The sequence below is a fragment of the Candidatus Omnitrophota bacterium genome, from assembly GCA_028715415.1.
Taxonomy (GTDB): Bacteria; Omnitrophota; Gorgyraeia; order Gygaellales; family Profunditerraquicolaceae; genus JAQURX01.
This window is the reverse complement of sequence record JAQURX010000003.1, coordinates 124,012-140,416: the sequence shown is the minus strand read 5'-3', so window position 1 is coordinate 140,416 and position 16,405 is coordinate 124,012. Positions and strand designations below refer to the sequence as shown.

General features: G+C 38.1%; 17 protein-coding genes. 1 reads left to right on the top strand and 16 read right to left on the bottom strand.

Annotated features, from left to right (window positions below):
• The first annotated feature begins 167 nt into the window (after positions 1-167).
• On the top strand, positions 168-1,700 hold the full coding sequence (locus PHO70_01860) for a YifB family Mg chelatase-like AAA ATPase (GenBank protein MDD5431719.1): 1,533 nt from the start codon (positions 168-170) through the stop codon (positions 1,698-1,700).
• Here PHO70_01860 and PHO70_01855 read toward each other — a convergent pair.
• The 16 genes from PHO70_01855 to purH form a co-directional block, all read right to left on the bottom strand.
• Entirely contained in the window at positions 1,693-2,250 is a 558-nt protein-coding gene (locus PHO70_01855; protein MDD5431718.1) for a hypothetical protein, read from the bottom strand. The genes PHO70_01860 and PHO70_01855 overlap by 8 nt on opposite strands.
• A complete protein-coding gene (locus PHO70_01850; protein MDD5431717.1) occupies positions 2,247-2,648 on the bottom strand; it encodes a prepilin-type N-terminal cleavage/methylation domain-containing protein in 402 nt (133 codons plus the stop codon). Before PHO70_01850 ends, PHO70_01855 begins: the two co-directional genes overlap by 4 nt.
• A complete protein-coding gene (locus PHO70_01845) occupies positions 2,638-3,432 on the bottom strand; it encodes a hypothetical protein (protein MDD5431716.1) in 795 nt (264 codons plus the stop codon). Before PHO70_01845 ends, PHO70_01850 begins: the two co-directional genes overlap by 11 nt.
• Positions 3,433-3,612: 180 nt before the next feature.
• On the bottom strand, positions 3,613-4,425 hold the full coding sequence (locus PHO70_01840; GenBank protein MDD5431715.1) for an ABC transporter ATP-binding protein: 813 nt from the start codon (positions 4,423-4,425) through the stop codon (positions 3,613-3,615).
• Positions 4,401-5,240, bottom strand: coding sequence for a cobalt ECF transporter T component CbiQ (gene cbiQ, locus PHO70_01835; protein MDD5431714.1), 840 nt, complete (start codon positions 5,238-5,240; stop codon positions 4,401-4,403). The genes PHO70_01840 and cbiQ overlap by 25 nt, the downstream gene beginning before the upstream one ends.
• Positions 5,241-5,243: 3 nt before the next feature.
• Entirely contained in the window at positions 5,244-5,576 is a 333-nt protein-coding gene (locus tag PHO70_01830; GenBank protein ID MDD5431713.1) for a PDGLE domain-containing protein, read from the bottom strand.
• Positions 5,576-6,259, bottom strand: a complete 684-nt coding sequence (gene cbiM / locus PHO70_01825; GenBank protein MDD5431712.1) for a cobalt transporter CbiM — start codon at positions 6,257-6,259, stop codon at positions 5,576-5,578. The genes PHO70_01830 and cbiM overlap by 1 nt, the downstream gene beginning before the upstream one ends.
• A 5-nt stretch (positions 6,260-6,264) precedes the next feature.
• Positions 6,265-7,137: a hypothetical protein gene (locus PHO70_01820; protein ID MDD5431711.1), complete on the bottom strand. Its 873-nt coding sequence runs from the start codon at positions 7,135-7,137 to the stop codon at positions 6,265-6,267.
• Positions 7,134-8,339 carry a glycosyltransferase family 39 protein gene (locus PHO70_01815; GenBank protein MDD5431710.1) on the bottom strand — a complete coding sequence of 402 codons (1,206 nt, stop codon included), beginning with the start codon at positions 8,337-8,339 and terminating at the stop codon, positions 7,134-7,136. The genes PHO70_01820 and PHO70_01815 overlap by 4 nt, the downstream gene beginning before the upstream one ends.
• 59 nt (positions 8,340-8,398) lie before the next feature.
• On the bottom strand, positions 8,399-8,896 hold the full coding sequence (locus PHO70_01810; GenBank protein ID MDD5431709.1) for a PilZ domain-containing protein: 498 nt from the start codon (positions 8,894-8,896) through the stop codon (positions 8,399-8,401).
• 104 nt (positions 8,897-9,000) lie between these two features.
• Complete coding sequence (locus PHO70_01805; GenBank protein ID MDD5431708.1) at positions 9,001-10,128, bottom strand: PKD domain-containing protein; 1,128 nt, start codon at positions 10,126-10,128, stop codon at positions 9,001-9,003.
• A 198-nt stretch (positions 10,129-10,326) separates the two neighbouring features.
• Positions 10,327-11,319 carry an SGNH/GDSL hydrolase family protein gene (locus PHO70_01800; protein MDD5431707.1) on the bottom strand — a complete coding sequence of 331 codons (993 nt, stop codon included), beginning with the start codon at positions 11,317-11,319 and terminating at the stop codon, positions 10,327-10,329.
• Entirely contained in the window at positions 11,319-11,876 is a 558-nt protein-coding gene (folE, locus tag PHO70_01795) for a GTP cyclohydrolase I FolE (protein MDD5431706.1), read from the bottom strand. Before folE ends, PHO70_01800 begins: the two co-directional genes overlap by 1 nt.
• Before the next feature lie 95 nt (positions 11,877-11,971).
• A complete protein-coding gene (mnmE, locus tag PHO70_01790) occupies positions 11,972-13,360 on the bottom strand; it encodes a tRNA uridine-5-carboxymethylaminomethyl(34) synthesis GTPase MnmE (protein MDD5431705.1) in 1,389 nt (462 codons plus the stop codon).
• The gene (locus PHO70_01785) at positions 13,353-14,663 is read right to left on the bottom strand and encodes a bifunctional folylpolyglutamate synthase/dihydrofolate synthase (protein ID MDD5431704.1); all 1,311 of its coding nucleotides are present in this window, start codon (positions 14,661-14,663) and stop codon (positions 13,353-13,355) included. Before PHO70_01785 ends, mnmE begins: the two co-directional genes overlap by 8 nt.
• 14 nt (positions 14,664-14,677) lie before the next feature.
• A complete protein-coding gene (gene purH, locus PHO70_01780) occupies positions 14,678-16,234 on the bottom strand; it encodes a bifunctional phosphoribosylaminoimidazolecarboxamide formyltransferase/IMP cyclohydrolase (GenBank protein MDD5431703.1) in 1,557 nt (518 codons plus the stop codon).
• Between the last annotated feature and the right edge of the window lie 171 nt (positions 16,235-16,405).

Here is a 16,405-nt window from a genome sequence, read left to right as displayed (position 1 = left end):
CCTATCTTTACGTCTATTGTAGTAAGCCCATGTCTATCAGGCAGCCGGTATACGATTACTGTACAATACCCCGCGCTTATAAGCACCTGGCGCTTATTGGAATTGCGCCAGTGTTCCCTCGCGGGAAGTATTGCGCGGGTGTGCCCTTGTGGGCAAAAGGAGGAAAAATGTTATCTAAAATCAACACATTCGGAATATTGGGAATTGACGCATACCCAATTGAGATTGAAGTGGATGTCTGGCAAGGATTACCGGCTGTAAATTTCGTTGGACTTGCTGATGTAGCGGTTAAAGAGAGCAAGGAACGAGTAAAAGCGGCGATAAAGAATTCCGGCTTTGATTGGCCTAGCGAAAGGATTACCATTAGCCTTGCTCCTTCTGATATAAAGAAAGAGGGGCCAAGATTTGATCTTGCAATAGCTATTGGGATTCTCGCGGCAACCAATCAATTGAACAAAGAAGGCCTTGGGAAATACCATATTATCGGTGAGTTGTCATTAGATGGCCATGTAAGGCCGGTTCAAGGACTATTACCTATAAGCATGGCGGCAGCAAGAAGTAAAATAAATAACTTAATCCTGCCAATATATAATGCTCAAGAAGCAAGTGTAGTATCTGAAATTAACGCTTATCCAATAAAGACATTGAAGGAAGCTGTTCAACTTATAAGCGATCCGGAAGGAATTATGCCGTACAAAATTAACCCGGAAGACTTTTTAAATCAGAATAAATGTTATCAAGTTGATTTCTCAGAGGTAAAAGGGCAATATTTGGCAAAAAGGGCAATTGAGGTTGCAGTTGCAGGCAGGCACAATATCATTTTAATCGGCCCTCCGGGAAGCGGCAAAACTATGCTAGCCAAAAGAATTCCTACGATTATGCCGGATCTTAGCTTAAAAGAATCGCTTGAAGTAACAAAGATTCATTCTGTTAAAGGAATTCTCCCTTGCGCTTTGGGATTAATGGCAATTAGGCCATTTCGTTCGCCGCATCATAGCATTTCCGGTGTTGCCCTTTCCGGAGGCGGATCGATTCCTGCTCCGGGAGAAATCAGCCTTGCGCATCAAGGTGTTTTATTTTTAGATGAACTTCCGGAATTTCGGCGCGACTGCTTGGAAACTTTAAGGCAACCGCTGGAAGATGGAACGATTAATATAGCGCGGGCAGTAAAGTCTTTAACCTTCCCTGCTTCCTTTATGCTTGTGGCAGCGATGAACCCCTGCAAATGCGGGAATTTTAGCGATCTTAAATCTACATGCAGATGCTCAACAACCCAAATTGCAAGTTATCGTTCTAAAATATCCGGGCCTCTGCTAGATAGAATTGATATCCATATAGAAGTACCGACAGCAAAATATCAGGAATTGATTAGCGCCATACCTGCTGAAAGCTCAATGCAGATTAAGGAAAGAATTAACAAAGCTCGGGAAATTCAAGAAAAAAGGCTTCAAGGAGAAGGTATTATGTGTAACGCCCAGATGAGCCATAAACTGGTAAGAAAATTCTGTTTGTTAGGAAAGGATGAAAATGAGCTTCTTAAAATGGCGATGTCTGAATTAAATTTTAGCGCGCGGGCTTATGACAAGATTTTAAAGGTGAGCCGGACAATCGCGGATTTAGCTGGATGCGAAGAAATAAAACAAGACCATCTTTCAGAAGCAATTCAATACAGAAGCCTAGATAGGGATTTCTTTATATAAAGCGGGGGGTCCAGACGGAAGTAGTATATTCTGCCTTACCTTGCCAGTTTACGAATGTGCCGCTTCCTGTATAGGCGATTAAATTAATAGCGATTCTTCTAATAGCACTTGCGGAAACAGGGGTTCCCTCAGAAGAATTATAATAAAGAAACAAAGCGCCATTTCTTCCAGTAGTGATTTTTATAGTAGAAGATCCTTGGTAGTAAAGAAAAGTATTGTCTGCAACAGCATTTATGGTGCGTGTAAGTTTATTTGTACCGGTATCCAAAGTAATAATTACAGTTTTTGAATTTTGGTCAGTAAAAGTTATAGAATTAGGTGAAAAGGCAGTGATATTCTTACAAAAACGCAATCCTCCTGCAAGATTATCTCCATCAACAATCTTATCTAGCGCATCTTGCACTAACATATCCATATTAAGATTATTTGGTGTATAAACCAAGCCTTGTAGAGAAGAAATAATTATTGAAGTGGTAACAGCGGCGATTATTCCGATGATAGAGATTATAACAACCAACTCAATAGTACTAAAACCTTTGTTTTTCTTCATAGCCCTGCTGTTACATTCTTGGCGATATAAGTGTAGAGTGTGGCAAGATTATCCGTTGAGCCAGACTTTCTTACCTGAATTAAAATTTGTTTAAGGCTTTCTGCGGAAAGAGCATCGCCAAAAACAAAAGAAACCGTCCTGACTACGGTGTAAAGATAACCATTATAATTATTGGTAGTAAGGCTGGTGATACTAGCATAAGGAAGATTATTCACCACCTCCATTTCCATGCGGGCTAAGTTCATGGCAGTAGTATATTCACTAGACCTTGCGGAAGCAATTGACAGCTCAATTACAAAAGTGCCTACTGCTGCAGAGATAATCCCCAAGATGACTATCACCATAATAATTTCAATAAAGGTAAATGAACGTTTTGCTTTAATGAAATTAAGGAACACTTGTATTTATCTCCTGATAAGCGGATATGTTTCCGGTTGAAGCGATATAAGTCGCTTGAATAGTTTTATATAATCCGGAGTTAGCAGTTTTGCCGGTTGAAGTAATGGTAAGATTACCTCCGGGAGTAGTACAGGTAGTTACGGGTGTAGGCAAGACAGTGCAAACGCTTGTAGAAGTAGCGTCAGTCATAACACATTGAATAGTAATGGTTGTACCAGTCATATTACCTGAAAAGCGAAGACGAGTAAGTGGACGGGTTGTACTTGCAGGAATTGTAGTATTGGTTATATTTACATTTCCTCCCGGAGAAACAACAGTCCCAGTAAAAACCGTAACACCATTAATTACAACTTGGTTAAGCGATCTTGTATTATTCCAAGTTATGTTCATTGAGGCAATTGTGATTGGGCTTGCAGAAGTATTCTGGAGAGTAATACCTAAAAGATCTCTATTCCCGGTTCCGCCGGTCGAAGAAGCAGTGGCATTTATTACAAGAGAAGAAGCTGCTCCACTACTACCTCCTCCTACGCTGGTAAAACGGAAGGAATTATTTGCATCTATATTAACTGTCGTCCCTGAAGCAAAAGTTGTCCCGCTATTTCTATATTGATATACAGCGTAATATATCCCTGCCTGCGCATTATAACGGGCACGCGATACCCTCAACCAAGTATCAAATCCTTTAAAACGATTGCCAATAAACTGGGTTGAGCCTAAAATAGCCATACCCACAAAAAGAATCAAAATGATAACAGCAATCAGGGCAAATCCCTTCTTCCGCATAGGCTTATTTTATCATAAAAAATATCCTCAAGCAAAACAAAAGTGTGTGTAAATTCGTTATAAAATCAGCGGGTGACGCCGAGAAGGGGACCCCGCCGGGCGCAGTGGGCGAGCACGGCGGGAAAGCTCGGCGACAGGAAGCACTGATTTAAAATAAACTTATAATATTTTAAAAATAAATTAATGGTGGTGTTCGTCTTTGTGCAAGTGAGAATGGGTATGAACGACTTCTTTGTGATGATGGCGATGGATATGCACAAGATTGTGTGTTTCTAGAAATAGCTGGTCGGATAATAGCTCTGAAGGGTTTGCGCTGCGGACTATCTTTTTATCAGTGCTAAAAACATGCACAACATCAGCAATCTCTTCAATAATATGCATATCGTGGGTTGCTGTCAGAATAGTTTTTCCTGCCTTATTTTGATCAACAAGAATATCAATAATATCGCGGGTGGTTTGCGGATCAAGGCCAGCTGTTGGTTCATCCAAAAGCAATACATCCGGCTTAACAGCCAATACCGATGCAATAGCAACTTTTCTTTTTTCTCCAATGCTAAGCTGATGAGGCGACCTTCCTAATATATGCGCTATCCTAAGCTCAGATACTACTTCCTCAAGGCGCTTTTTTGTCTCTTCCGGGCTAACCCCCAGTTGAAGCGGGCCAAAAGCAATATCTTCTTTAACCGTCGGGCAAAACAATTGCACTTCCGGATTCTGGAATACAAATCCTACCTTGCTTCTAAAAAAACGCGAAAATTCATTATCGGTAAAAAGTTCTTCGGTTAATTCTTTATCAAAAGCTTTTATGCTTCCTTTATCCGGAAACGCCAACGCATCAAGCATAGTAAGAAGTGTGGGCTTGCCAGTCCCATTAGCTCCGATAACCGCGACCTTAGAACCCTCTTCTATTTTTAAATTAATCCCGCATAACGCCGGGATTTTACCAAGATAGGAAAAATAAATTTCTTTTAGTTCAAATAATGATTTTGCCATAAGCTTAAACCAAAAATTAAAATTGTTAACCCCAGCCAGAACCAATCCTTAAATGTCGCATGAAATTCATCCATCGTCTTTGATTCTCCGGTATATCCGCGGGAAAGCATAGCATCATAAACATCTTGATGCAAGACATAAGAACGCTGCCATAGGCTTGCAATATTCCATGCCACTATCCCCTGCCCTTTTTTCACGGAAAAAACATTTCCGCACCTGCTTTTAATCCCTAAATAGGTATTCTGGATTACCTCAATAAAAAGATAAATGTAGCGGTAACACATCCCAAGAGTCATTACAAAAATCTGAGGTATTCTAAAAATCCGCAACACCTTTAGTAATTCAAAATGCTTGGTGGTAATACTCAAAAGGACGCCGAAGGAAACCGAAGTTATAACCCGCGCTACAAACAAAGATGCCGAGGATAATCCTTGACGGGTAATGATAAATTTGAAATTAGCTATTTGAAAAACAACCAGCGCTTCTCCCGGAGTAAAAATACTAAAGATGGCTGGGATAGCAATAAAAAACGAAAATAATGGAATAAATACCCATGTCCTCTTCAAAAAGAATCCTAAAGAAATCTTAGAAATAAATGTTAATAACAAACACAACGCGTACAGGTATAACAGAACAAATATATTTCCTGTAAAAAGTATCTGGAGAATGAAGATCAAAAAGATTATTGTTTTTATCCTTGGGTCTAAAGACTGTAGAAATCCCTTCTTCAAAGCATATTCATCAGCAAAAATAGATTCCTTCAAAAAAGACAAAGTACCAAGAATAGAACGCTCAACAAAATTGTTTTTCTTCATTAATTAATCTTTTCTACTTAAGAACTTTCCCAAAAGAAAGGCTACTAAAACAACAGCTAATATCCCAATTATAGCAGAAAATATGTATGATAAGCTTAAATTCCCCAGTCCTTTTTCCTCCCAGCCTTTAAAAGCATAGTCTGGAATAGGAGAACTCCATAAAGTTGATAATTTCTCTAAACCCTTTGGCACGTATCCAACCAACTTCTGTATTTCATCAGCACCCCACTCGCCCCAAGCGCTTCCTGCTTTAAAATATTCAGGAAGGATTAATCCAAGAGGAGACAAAATAATCAATACGCCAATACCAATCCAGAATTTAGTAATCATTTTCATTATGCCACCTCCCTTTCTTCAAGTAGTTCAGGGGATTGTTTCTGTAAATATTTTACCACTAAAGCCGTTACTATTGCCTCAACCCATCCAAAAACCAACAAATGTTCCCCTAACATGGCAGGTAATGCAGCATTTAATCCGTAAGGGCAATATAATGCTTTCCCGCTTAAAGTTTTGTGCAGCAATGGCTGAATACCAAATTCAAAACCAGTTAACCCAGCTGCAATATTAAGCGCTATGTAACCGGCGATGCCAGCAGCAATAACTCTTCTGGCTGAATATACCGAAGAATTAAAACTAATTACTTTATAGATATAGTATCCGGAGAATGGCAGAACAAAGCCCATGTTAAAACAATTGGCCCCAATAGCGGTAATTCCCCCATCGCCAAATAACAATGCCTGAATAACCAAGGCAACAGTTATAGCAATACATGCTGCCCAGGGCCCCAACAATATTGCAACAAGCACTCCTCCCACAGCATGCCCGGTTGTGCCACCCGGGATTGGAACATTAAACATCATTATAACAAAACTAAATGCAGCCCCTATTGCAAGTAATGGAACTTGCCTGGCTTTCAATGTTTTCTTAACGATCTTTGAGGCAAGTGCCCATATCGGCAACATGACAATGTAAAAAAACCCGCAAGTCGTAGGGCCCAAATATCCGTCTGGTATATGCATAATCCTTAATTTCCTTTCTCAAAAATCCCAATAAACTTTACGTGGCAAGTTGGGCTTACTTCTTTTTCATTCTTGACTACATAGATTGTTAACTTAAAATCACCTAGATTATTTTTTATTCTATCAATTAAATGATTTATATCATAAAACCGGCCGTGCCGGCAGAACCAATCTTTTACACAACACACCTCAGCATCACTTTCAAAAACAAATCCTTTTCTTGGCAAAAAAACAAGGTCTGTTTCAATCACGTATTTATTAAAAAGGTAAAGCGGCACTATGCAAACCTTTCCTCCTTTGGCTAAAACTCTAGACGCTTCTTTAATAAACAGGCTATCGGTATCTTGCTCAAAATGTTCAAAAGAACAGTGCAGAGACATTTTTGTACAAAATCCGTCATTAACCGGCATACAACTGGCATCCCCTCCGATTATGTTGCCTTTAATCCCGCGAGGGAATTGCAGGTCCTGCCGATAGGCTTTGCAACCGTATAATTTTTGATATATTTCCGGTGCGGGAGAATTATTGTTCGCGATATCAATAAGTACATCGTCTTTAGATAAATCCAATAATTTTGCTGCTAAATAGTGCTCAAGGATTTTTTCAATATTCTTTCCGCCAGAATGATATTCGGGATAATTTTGATACTCAGCCCTGTTTTTATATCTATTAAAATCATCTATATCTATCTCATATTCTAATACATTAAAACTATTGCCCTTTAGTTCATTTATTATTTTCTCACAATCAAGAGGAAGCCATTTTCTTGTCTTTGGTTTTCTAAGAAGCGAATAACGCCATTCCCAAAGCAACCGACTATTTATTTTCTTTAAAGCGCCTTTGCTTGCCTTAAGAAATTTTTTAATTATTCTTTTCATTTCATAATAAGCCCGTTTCCCCGCATTAGCTCTATGGTAACTGGATCGTAGATATTTGATTTTATAAATAGGCGGAAATATTGGCTGATATCAGCAGAGATTAGGAACAACAAAAGTAAAATGATAACTGTATAACTAAATCTTCTTATCTTTATTTTTCTAGCAATAAAAACTACCCCTAAAATAACAAAAGCCCTTAAAAACAAATCCAAAAATAAAACCAGCCTCAAATTCATTATTGGTAACAAACTAAAAACTAAAAAACCACCGGCAAGATAAATTACCGCTGAATCAGCTTTGCTTTTTGCAATCCTGCTTAACAAAAAAGTTACCAAACCGAAGATAGAAAACAAAAATACAAATGGAGAAACTAACATAAAATCAATTATATACCTAAGCAAACCTCCGGATTGATACTTGATTGCATAAGCAATTTTATTCTGCATAAATAAATATTGTAAATAAGTTTTAAAATAGACATCAAAACCCCCTGCGAGGCAAGCGCTAATAAGTAAATAAAGAATTGGTGAAATTATAAGAAAGATGAATAATTTAGCCAGAAGTTTAGAAGAAAGGTTTTCCCTATAATATATCGCTATTAATCCGAAACAAGGATAAAGCAGTATCATTGATTCCTTCGTCAGCAAACCTAAGAGGACAAATAGGCCTAATAGATAAAAATCTGCTTTCTTCCCCCGAAAAAGGCACCGATGAAAAAACAAAATGGATAGAATAACGATAAAAGTAAAAAAAGAATCCTGGAGGGCACGGCGGGAAAGCGCAATTGCAAGCGGAGAGGTTATTAAAAGTAATGCGGAAAGAAATGCCACTCCCGGGCTAAACCATTTCCTAAATAGAATAAATCCAGCAATAATTATTCCAAATCCGGAAAAAAAGGAAATAATTGCAAGATTGGATAAAGAACAATGGCCAAAAACCTTACAAGTTAACGCACCCAAGAGATAAAACAAAATCCTGAAAGGCAGCGGGCCTTGAGATAGAAATTCATCTGAAGGATAGGAATTAACGAGATCCCGGATTCCACTGATCCCATCTTTATGTAATGCTTGCATAAAGATATTGTACGCTCTCTCATCATAACCATTGAGCTCAACACTGCCAAAGGTAATAATCCTAACAAACAACGACAGCAATATTAGTATGATAAGGTTTTTTTTAAAAGAGTTAAGGATTTTAGGCATAATCTATTATATAACTTTTAGATAGATTATGCCTAATATTTTTTAAAAGAAGGGTAAGGTTAATTGCTAAAAAATTTGCTATTTTCTATTTGCTGCTGGCTGGTTTCATCAAACTTCAGGAATAATTCATAGTTATCATGGTCAACGAAAGCCACTCTTTCTACTATCGCCCCACAGTTTAATTCATTACTGGAATCGGAATTTAATCTTAAATGTATATTAAGACGACTGCCGGCATTAAGATAATTAGAAGTAATACAAGAGACTCCAAAATAACTTATATCAACACGATGAGCCATCAAAGAAGCTGCGTCATTTTTTAATTCTATGTCGCAGTCAAGCCGGAATCTACGGAACCTTCTTTTTTCTATAAAAGCGCTGTAGTTTTTACCTTCTTTAACATGATTTTCTTTCCAGGGTTGCCCGTATTTATCCACCCAATCGCAGGCAGCTGTAGCAAAACCAATTTCCCGCCCTGCTTTTTGGCTCTCAATCCATTTATGTTTTCTTATCTCCGCCAGTGCTCTTGGATCTTTTAAGAATGAATACTTTTCCATAATTAATCTCCTTCTCTAAAGGCAGAATTATATCAGAATACATTGGTTTGTCAATATTATTTGGTGATTTGTTCCCGTCGGAAAATCAACGCTTGGAGAGAATTTTATTTATTCTTTACTTCAATAACCGTACTTGCAGTAGCGCTCCCACCCTTATTATCATAAACAGTAACCGTTACAGTATAAAGCTTTGACCCATAGCTAGAACTAATAAATGTATTATAAGGATTCTGCAATTTAGATGTATCCCCATCGCCAAAATCCCATTCATATGAAACAATCTTTGCCTTTGGCGAATAAGCTTTAGCATAAAAATGCACTCTTAACGGAGAAAATCCTTTATTCGGCTTTGCAGAGATTACTATATGCGGCGATTGTGTAGAAATCTTTTTACTAGGAACTGCCTCTTTGAGAGACTCCTCAACTGGTTCTTTTACTTCCGGCTGTTTAACTAAAGATTCTTGTTCTTGTATCTGTAAATCTATTTCTGTGGATTTTTCTTTCAACTGGTCAACCTTAATTTCTTCCTTCTGAGGCTCCACAGGTAATTCTTCTTTTATCTCCTCGGATACCTTGCCCTCTTTTTGCACAACAACTGGCTCCTGTGCAATATCCTCCTTTGCCTTCTCTTGTTGAGGCTGAACTTGAGCTACTTGCTCAGGTGCAGGGACGCTAACAGGGATAGCCTCAGGCTTAGGTTCTGATAAAACTGCCGGAGCTGAAACTTCCTTCTCAGGTAATTTTTCCGCTAAAGGCGGCTCTTTTGCTAAATCTTCCTTAATATATGCATTCAATTTATCTCTGATTTCTTTAATACGGGCTCGTTCCTCAACATCTTTCTTAGCTTCAATAGCCTGGATTTTCTTCCTGTATTCTGGATCATGTTCATATTTATATTCTGATACGGCAATGAAAGGCAGGCGGAAAACACCGGTAATAAATTTAAAAATCATAACCGGATAATCAACAAACATCTCCTTAAATCTATTTTCAACAGAACCAATTTTTTTGCAATAATCTTCTACAGTTACCCTTCTTCTTTTAAAACGCTGCTTGGCAATTGTTAAATCCGGGACAGAATCATCCTTACCGACAGTATACTCAAGGATAACCTTACCATCCCTGGAGGCAACATACCCCTTATCATGTGGGGGAAGGCCTTTCTGGAATTTATAGGTTGCGCATCCGGAGAGCAAAAATGCAGCAAACATTAATAAAATTATCTTTTTCACGTAACTCCTTATTTATATTACAAGTTAATACCAGTAATCATACTACTGGAAATCTTAATTTGCAATGAAAAAATGGTTCGCGGGTCCTGCCGCCGAGACAACCCCACCGTGCTCGCCCACTGCGCCGGCGGGGTTGCCCCGTCTCGGCGTCACCCGCTGAACACAGATTTTACACAACTACTTGGGATAGAATAACTATTATTCCTGCTTAATTATCTTCTTGAAACTTAAAACATTATAAATATATTCGGCCGAAACTCCAAGTGCTTTGGGATTTTTATGACTTTCGTTTTCCTTAAAATTAATAGAAACAAGCTCTGGAGTTAAATTAAGCCGGTTAAACTCTTCAATCAAATCAATAGTTATAATGTTGTCGGTTTTAATGTTTTTTACTAAAGCATGCAAGGGAAAAAACGGATAATCTTCTTTGAAACCCTTAATCTCAACATTTGAATCGGGGAATATCACTACTGCCAATTTAATCCCGCGATTTTGAGCAATCTGAGCCATCTCTAAAATTGCATTTTTAACATGTATAAAATATTTAGGTTGATGCAGATAATTATAGTGGTCGGCAGTAGTCTGAATATTTAATTTCTTTCTTTCCTTTTTTATTGCATTCTTCTTAAAACGAAAACTAAACCAACGCACCAATGCGCTATGGCGCATAAGGAAAGACTTATCAAAGAAAAATTCACCCGGCTCCGGATCATTTAAAACATAATTCAAGATAATCAAATCGGGGTCAAATTTCAATCCTTTGTTCTTGAGCATTTCCAACTCTTGAAGCGTATTATATCCTTCTACGCCGAAATTAAGCACTTCGTAGCGCTTAGACTTAGTTTTTTGATTTAAGAGTTTCTCTAATTGTGCTGCTAAAGAATCAGAATAAGGCAATAGATATGAGAAGGTTTCAGAATCTCCCAACATCAAGATACGAAAGGTGTTTTTCGGTTTTACGACAGAATACTCAGGGCCACGAAATCCCTCTGAATTAATGGAGATATGCCCGGACTTTGTATCCGGGACCAACTCGTAACGCACATAAGGATCAAAACTTCTGCGGTAAATCGGCCGGTCAACCCATCCTCCCATCTCCCAGGCAAAACGCATGATTATTTCGGCAAGAGAGAATACCAATAATATTGAAATAACCGAAATTAGAATATTGACTTTATTATTATTTTTCATTATCCACGTATAAGCGAGAGGGTTTCAGAGCGGGTTTTTTCATTTTCTTTAAAAATCCCCCTGACCGCTGAAGTAATAGTAAGAGCGCCAGGCTTTCTTATGCCCCGCATTGACATACAAAGATGTTCTGCTTCAATAACCACCATCACTCCTAAAGGCTTAAGCTTCCTCATTATTATTTCTGCAATTTGCGTAGTAAGCCTCTCCTGCACCTGTGGCCTGCGTGCCAGAGTATCCACGACACGCGCTAATTTACTTAAGCCTGTGACTCTTCCGTTTTTCGGGATATATGCAACATGCGCTCTTCCTATAAAAGGAAGAAAATGGTGCTCGCAAATGCTGTAAAGCGAAATCCCTTTTAAAAGAATAATCTCATTGTGCTTTTGGTCTAAAACCACCTCCAGCTCTTTCTCAGGATCATATTTTATCCCTGAAAATATTTCTTCATACATCTCGGCAACACGCCGGGGAGTATCAATTAAATCCTTTCTTTTCGGGTCGTCTCCAATTGCAATCAGAATATCTTTAATCGCCTTCTCAATCTTCTTTTTATCCATTTATCTAACCTCCCTGGGCACCAGCCCGCCCTAATTTGCCGCAGAAGCGGCATACCCGCCAATCAAATATGGCGGGGTACATACTATTAGAACGACTATTTACCGATACAAAACTCATTAAATATCTTATCCAATAACTCTTCCTGAAAACCTTTACCAAGAATATAATCAAAACGTAAAATTGCTTCTTTGATATCATGTGCAATAAACTCAAGAGACATTTTATTATCCAATGAATCAAGAGCCTGTGCAATAAGTTTCTGAGAGGCTCTTAACTCTGTTATATGCCTTGCATTGCTTACTAACACTGATTCAGGGCTTACCACCTTACCTTTATAAACCAAATCTACAATTGCATCTTCCAATAAATTTAAATTCTTTGCCTTCTTCGCGGATATTCCAACACAATAATGAAATCTTTTACTTATTTTGTCCTTATCAATAACCTGCTTTAAATCAATTTTATTAATAACTGCTATCACCTGCTTATTCTTTAGCTTTTCCATCACCGCTTTGTCTTCTTTGGTTAATTTCTTGCTCGCGTCAAAAAGGATAATTACTAAATCCGCTAATTTAATATGTTGTTTGGAGCGTTCTACTGCTTTTTTTTCAATTAAATCGCGCGGTTCCAAAATTCCAGCTGTATCTACAATCCTTACCGGGATTCCTCTAATATCAATGATCTCTTCAATTGTATCGCGGGTTGTGCCGGCAACCGGAGTAACTATGGAACGCTCTTGTTTTAACAAAGCGTTCAATAGCGATGATTTACCTACATTGGGCTTTCCGCAAATAACTACATGGACACCTTCACGCGCCACTTTCCCACATCGAGAATTATCCAAGATTTCTATAAGATGAGTACTGACAAGAATTAACTTCTCGGAAACTTCTTTTAAATTAATTGCATTTTTTTCTTCTTCGGGAAAATCAATATCCGCTTCTAAAATCGTAAGCGCATCCAATAATTCTTCTCTTAGATCATTAATCTTTTTTGACAAATTACCTTTTAATTGCTCGGAACCAATCTTTAAAGCACTATCAGTTTTGGCACGAATAATATCCAACACTGCCTCTGCCTGCGCCAAATCAATTCTTCCGTTTATAAAAGCCCGTTTGGTAAATTCTCCGGGTTGGGCAAGACGAGCCCCATTTTCTAAAACCAAATCTAACACCGCTCTAAGAGCTACTATCCCCCCATGGCAATTAATCTCAACAACATCTTCTTTAGTAAAAGACTTCGGCGCACGCATAACTGTAAGAATAACCTCATCGAGTATATTGTTAGAAGAACCTTTAACAATCCACCCGTAATGCATCGTGTAAGCCTTAAAAGTAGACGGCTTCTTTCCATTCTTAGAATAAAAAATACTATCTGCAATTTTAAGCGCTTCTTTACCGCTTAATCGCACAATCCCAATACCGGCTTCACCTAAGCCGGTAGCAATAGCAACAATTGTATCATTTAACCCCTGATTAAGCATATAACTCTCTCGCCTCTCCAACCACAAACAAAGAACCTGTTATTAAAATTAAATCGTTATTCTTTGCCTGGGTTATAGCTAATTTTACCGCTTCTTTAACGCTATCTGATAATAATATTTTCTTGTTTGAGAAATTCTTTGCCAAATCAATAGGCATTGCCGCGCGCGGATTATTGGCTTTTGTTACAATAACCCTATCGGCCAAGCTATTAAGCTTGCTACAAATACCTTTTATATCTTTATCATTCGAAATGCCTAAAACCAAAATTAATTTATTATAATTAAAATACTTCTTTATTGTTTCTTTCAGTACGCCTGCGGACGCAATATTCTGCGCTCCATCAAGGACAATCTGCGGGTTTTTCGAAATTACTTCACACCTACCCGGCCAAACAGTATTAAAAAGGCCGCTTCTTATTGAATTAACCCCGATACTAATTCCATAACCACGTAAAGCTTCAATAACACCGACGGCAACGCTAGCATTGATTAACTGGTGTTCACCCAACAGATTTATTTTTAAATCCGGGTCTTCCTCAAATATTCTTTTATCTGCCACCAAAAGCTTTGCTCCTGTTTCTTTGCATTTATTCCTGATTACTTTCATCGCCTCTTCTTTCTGCGGAGCGGTTACAACCGGCAACTTGAAACCTGAAACTTGAAACTTGAAACTTTTAATTATTCCTGCTTTCTCCGAGGCAATTTCTCTTAAAGTATTTCCCAGCTTCTGCGTATGCTCATAACTAATAGGAGTGATAGCGCAGGCTAAAGGATCAACAACATTGGTTGCATCCAATCTCCCTCCTAAACCGGTTTCCAGAACTACAAAATCTACCTTCTTTTCCTTAAAATAGACAAAGGCTACTGCAGTATAAACCTCAAAAAAAGAAAGTGGCCCATATTGCGAGCTTTTATTATATTCCTCAATTGCCGGCTTAAGCTTACTAACCAAACGAGAGAGATCAAGCTTAGAAATCATCCCCTCAAAACACTTGAAACCTGAAACTTGCGACTTGAAACTTAAAATACGAATCCTCTCTCTAAAATCCGACAAATGCGGAGAAGTATATAGCCCAACCTTATACCCTGCTTCTCTTAATATATAGGAAATAAAAGCACAGGTAGAGCCCTTGCCCTTACTGCCTGCGACATGGATTGCTTTTAAGCTTTTCTGCGGAGAGCCTATTGCGCTAAGGAACTCTCTAATGCGTTCTAATTTTAAAGATTCCTTATATGGATAAGCAGCAATCTTTTCGTAATTGATAAAAGATTCCAGATATTTGATAGTTTCCGGGAAGGACATGACAAAAAACTCTTTTAGTGGCGGAAGTGCCGCATTCCGGTTGTTACCATAGCGATTTTATATTTATCCGCCATTTTAATAATTGCTTCATCGGCAATCGATCCGCCGGGCTGAATAATAGCTTTTATCTTATACTTAGCTGCTAATTGAATTGCGTCTTCTTTCGGGAAGAATGCGTCTGAAGCCATAACCGAGCCGATAGCAAGCTTACCTGCTTTTTTTGTTGAGATAAATACCGAATCAACTCTCGACATTTGGCCTGCCCCGATACCAACAGTTTTTGTTCCCCGGGTTAAAATTATTGCGTTTGATTTAACATGTTTTGCTACTTTCCAGGCGAAAATCAAACTTTCCATTTCTTTCTTCGTAGGTTTGACTTTTGTCACCACCTTGAGGTTAGCTGAATCAAACGTGGCCAAATCTTTATCCTGCAGCAAAAACCCTCCGCTTATCCGTTTAAGATCCGGCTCAGAAATAGGCTCAAGGTCTCCTAATTCAATTATGCGCAGATTCTTCTTCTCTTTGAATATATCTAAAGCATCTTTATCAAAACCTGGGGCGATAATGCATTCTAAGAATCCGCTTTTTGCAACTACTTTAGCGGTTTTAATGTCCATTTTCCTGTTTAACGCGACGATCCCACCAAAAGCAGAAAGCGTATCGCATTTCCAAGCCTCTAAATATGCCTTATCCAATGATTTATCTTCGGCAACGCCGCAAGGATTATTATGTTTAACAATTACTGCCGCAGGATTACTAAATTCTTTCACTAATTCAAAGGCTGCATTTAAATCCAGGATATTATTAAAAGATAATTCCTTACCCTGTAGCTGTTTTAAATTAATTAAACCCTTGGTTTTTCCTTTTTCTTTATAGAACGCGGCTTTTTGATGTGGATTTTCTCCATAGCGGAGTTCTTGGATCTTTTCAAAGCTAAAATTTACTTCTTGAGCAAAACCACCCTCTTCTTTTTTGCCTTTAAAATAATTACTTAAATAACTATTGATCGCAGCGTCGTATTTACTGGTCCTACCGTAAACTTCAATTCCTAAATCTCGCATTAATTCTTCGGAAATCGCACCTTTGTTTTTTTTCAATTCTTCTATCACCTGTCCATACCTATCAGGATTACAAATTACTGCGACAGAATGGTGATTTTTTGCAGCTGAACGCAACATTGAAGGCCCGCCAATATCAATGTTTTCAATAACCTCTTCTATCTGCACATTTGGTTTTTGTATTGTCTTCTCAAAGGGATAAAGATTTACTACCACCATATCAATAAGGCCAATTTTATGCTCCTCTAATGTTTTCATATGTTCTTTATTATCCCGAAGAGCAAGTAATCCAGCATGAATCTTAGGATGCAATGTTTTAACTCTTCCATCAAGCATTTCCGGAAAACCCGTATATTCACTGACTTCTTTTACCGGGATATTATTCTCGCGCAAAAGCCTTGCTGTGCCTCCGGTTGAAATAATTTCTATCCCAAATTTATTTAATTCCTTTACGAAATCAAGAAGCCCTGTTTTATCCGATACACTCACCAAAGCGCGCTTAATCTTAACCATTTTTCAAATTCTCCTTAAATAATAACTCTAAAATAATCTTTAATATTGTTAAGGTTACAGTTTATCCCTGATATTTTTTGAACCCACGGTGTCTTGAAATCAACCCTTATTTAAAAAATATCAGGGATAAACTCGGGCTTATAAGTTATGTCGCAATTACCTTAATAGATA

Excerpts from the sequence above, each read along its gene's own strand:
- purH (MDD5431703.1), bottom strand. The coding sequence starts at position 16,234 with ATGGTTAAGATTAAGCGCGCTTTGGTGAGTGTATCGGATAAAACAGGG.
- PHO70_01820 (MDD5431711.1), bottom strand. The coding sequence starts at position 7,137 with ATGAAAAGAATAATTAAAAAATTTCTTAAGGCAAGCAAAGGCGCTTTA.
- PHO70_01830 (MDD5431713.1), bottom strand. The coding sequence starts at position 5,576 with ATGAAAATGATTACTAAATTCTGGATTGGTATTGGCGTATTGATTATT.
- PHO70_01785 (MDD5431704.1), bottom strand. The coding sequence starts at position 14,663 with ATGTCCTTCCCGGAAACTATCAAATATCTGGAATCTTTTATCAATTAC.
- PHO70_01800 (MDD5431707.1), bottom strand. The coding sequence starts at position 11,319 with ATGAAAAATAATAATAAAGTCAATATTCTAATTTCGGTTATTTCAATA.
- PHO70_01815 (MDD5431710.1), bottom strand. The coding sequence starts at position 8,339 with ATGCCTAAAATCCTTAACTCTTTTAAAAAAAACCTTATCATACTAATA.
- PHO70_01855 (MDD5431718.1), bottom strand. The coding sequence starts at position 2,250 with ATGAAGAAAAACAAAGGTTTTAGTACTATTGAGTTGGTTGTTATAATC.
- PHO70_01810 (MDD5431709.1), bottom strand. The coding sequence starts at position 8,896 with ATGGAAAAGTATTCATTCTTAAAAGATCCAAGAGCACTGGCGGAGATA.
- folE (MDD5431706.1), bottom strand. The coding sequence starts at position 11,876 with ATGGATAAAAAGAAGATTGAGAAGGCGATTAAAGATATTCTGATTGCA.
- PHO70_01860 (MDD5431719.1), top strand. The coding sequence starts at position 168 with ATGTTATCTAAAATCAACACATTCGGAATATTGGGAATTGACGCATAC.
- PHO70_01845 (MDD5431716.1), bottom strand. The coding sequence starts at position 3,432 with ATGCGGAAGAAGGGATTTGCCCTGATTGCTGTTATCATTTTGATTCTT.
- cbiM (MDD5431712.1), bottom strand. The coding sequence starts at position 6,259 with ATGCATATACCAGACGGATATTTGGGCCCTACGACTTGCGGGTTTTTT.
- mnmE (MDD5431705.1), bottom strand. The coding sequence starts at position 13,360 with ATGCTTAATCAGGGGTTAAATGATACAATTGTTGCTATTGCTACCGGC.
- cbiQ (MDD5431714.1), bottom strand. The coding sequence starts at position 5,240 with ATGAAGAAAAACAATTTTGTTGAGCGTTCTATTCTTGGTACTTTGTCT.
- PHO70_01840 (MDD5431715.1), bottom strand. The coding sequence starts at position 4,425 with ATGGCAAAATCATTATTTGAACTAAAAGAAATTTATTTTTCCTATCTT.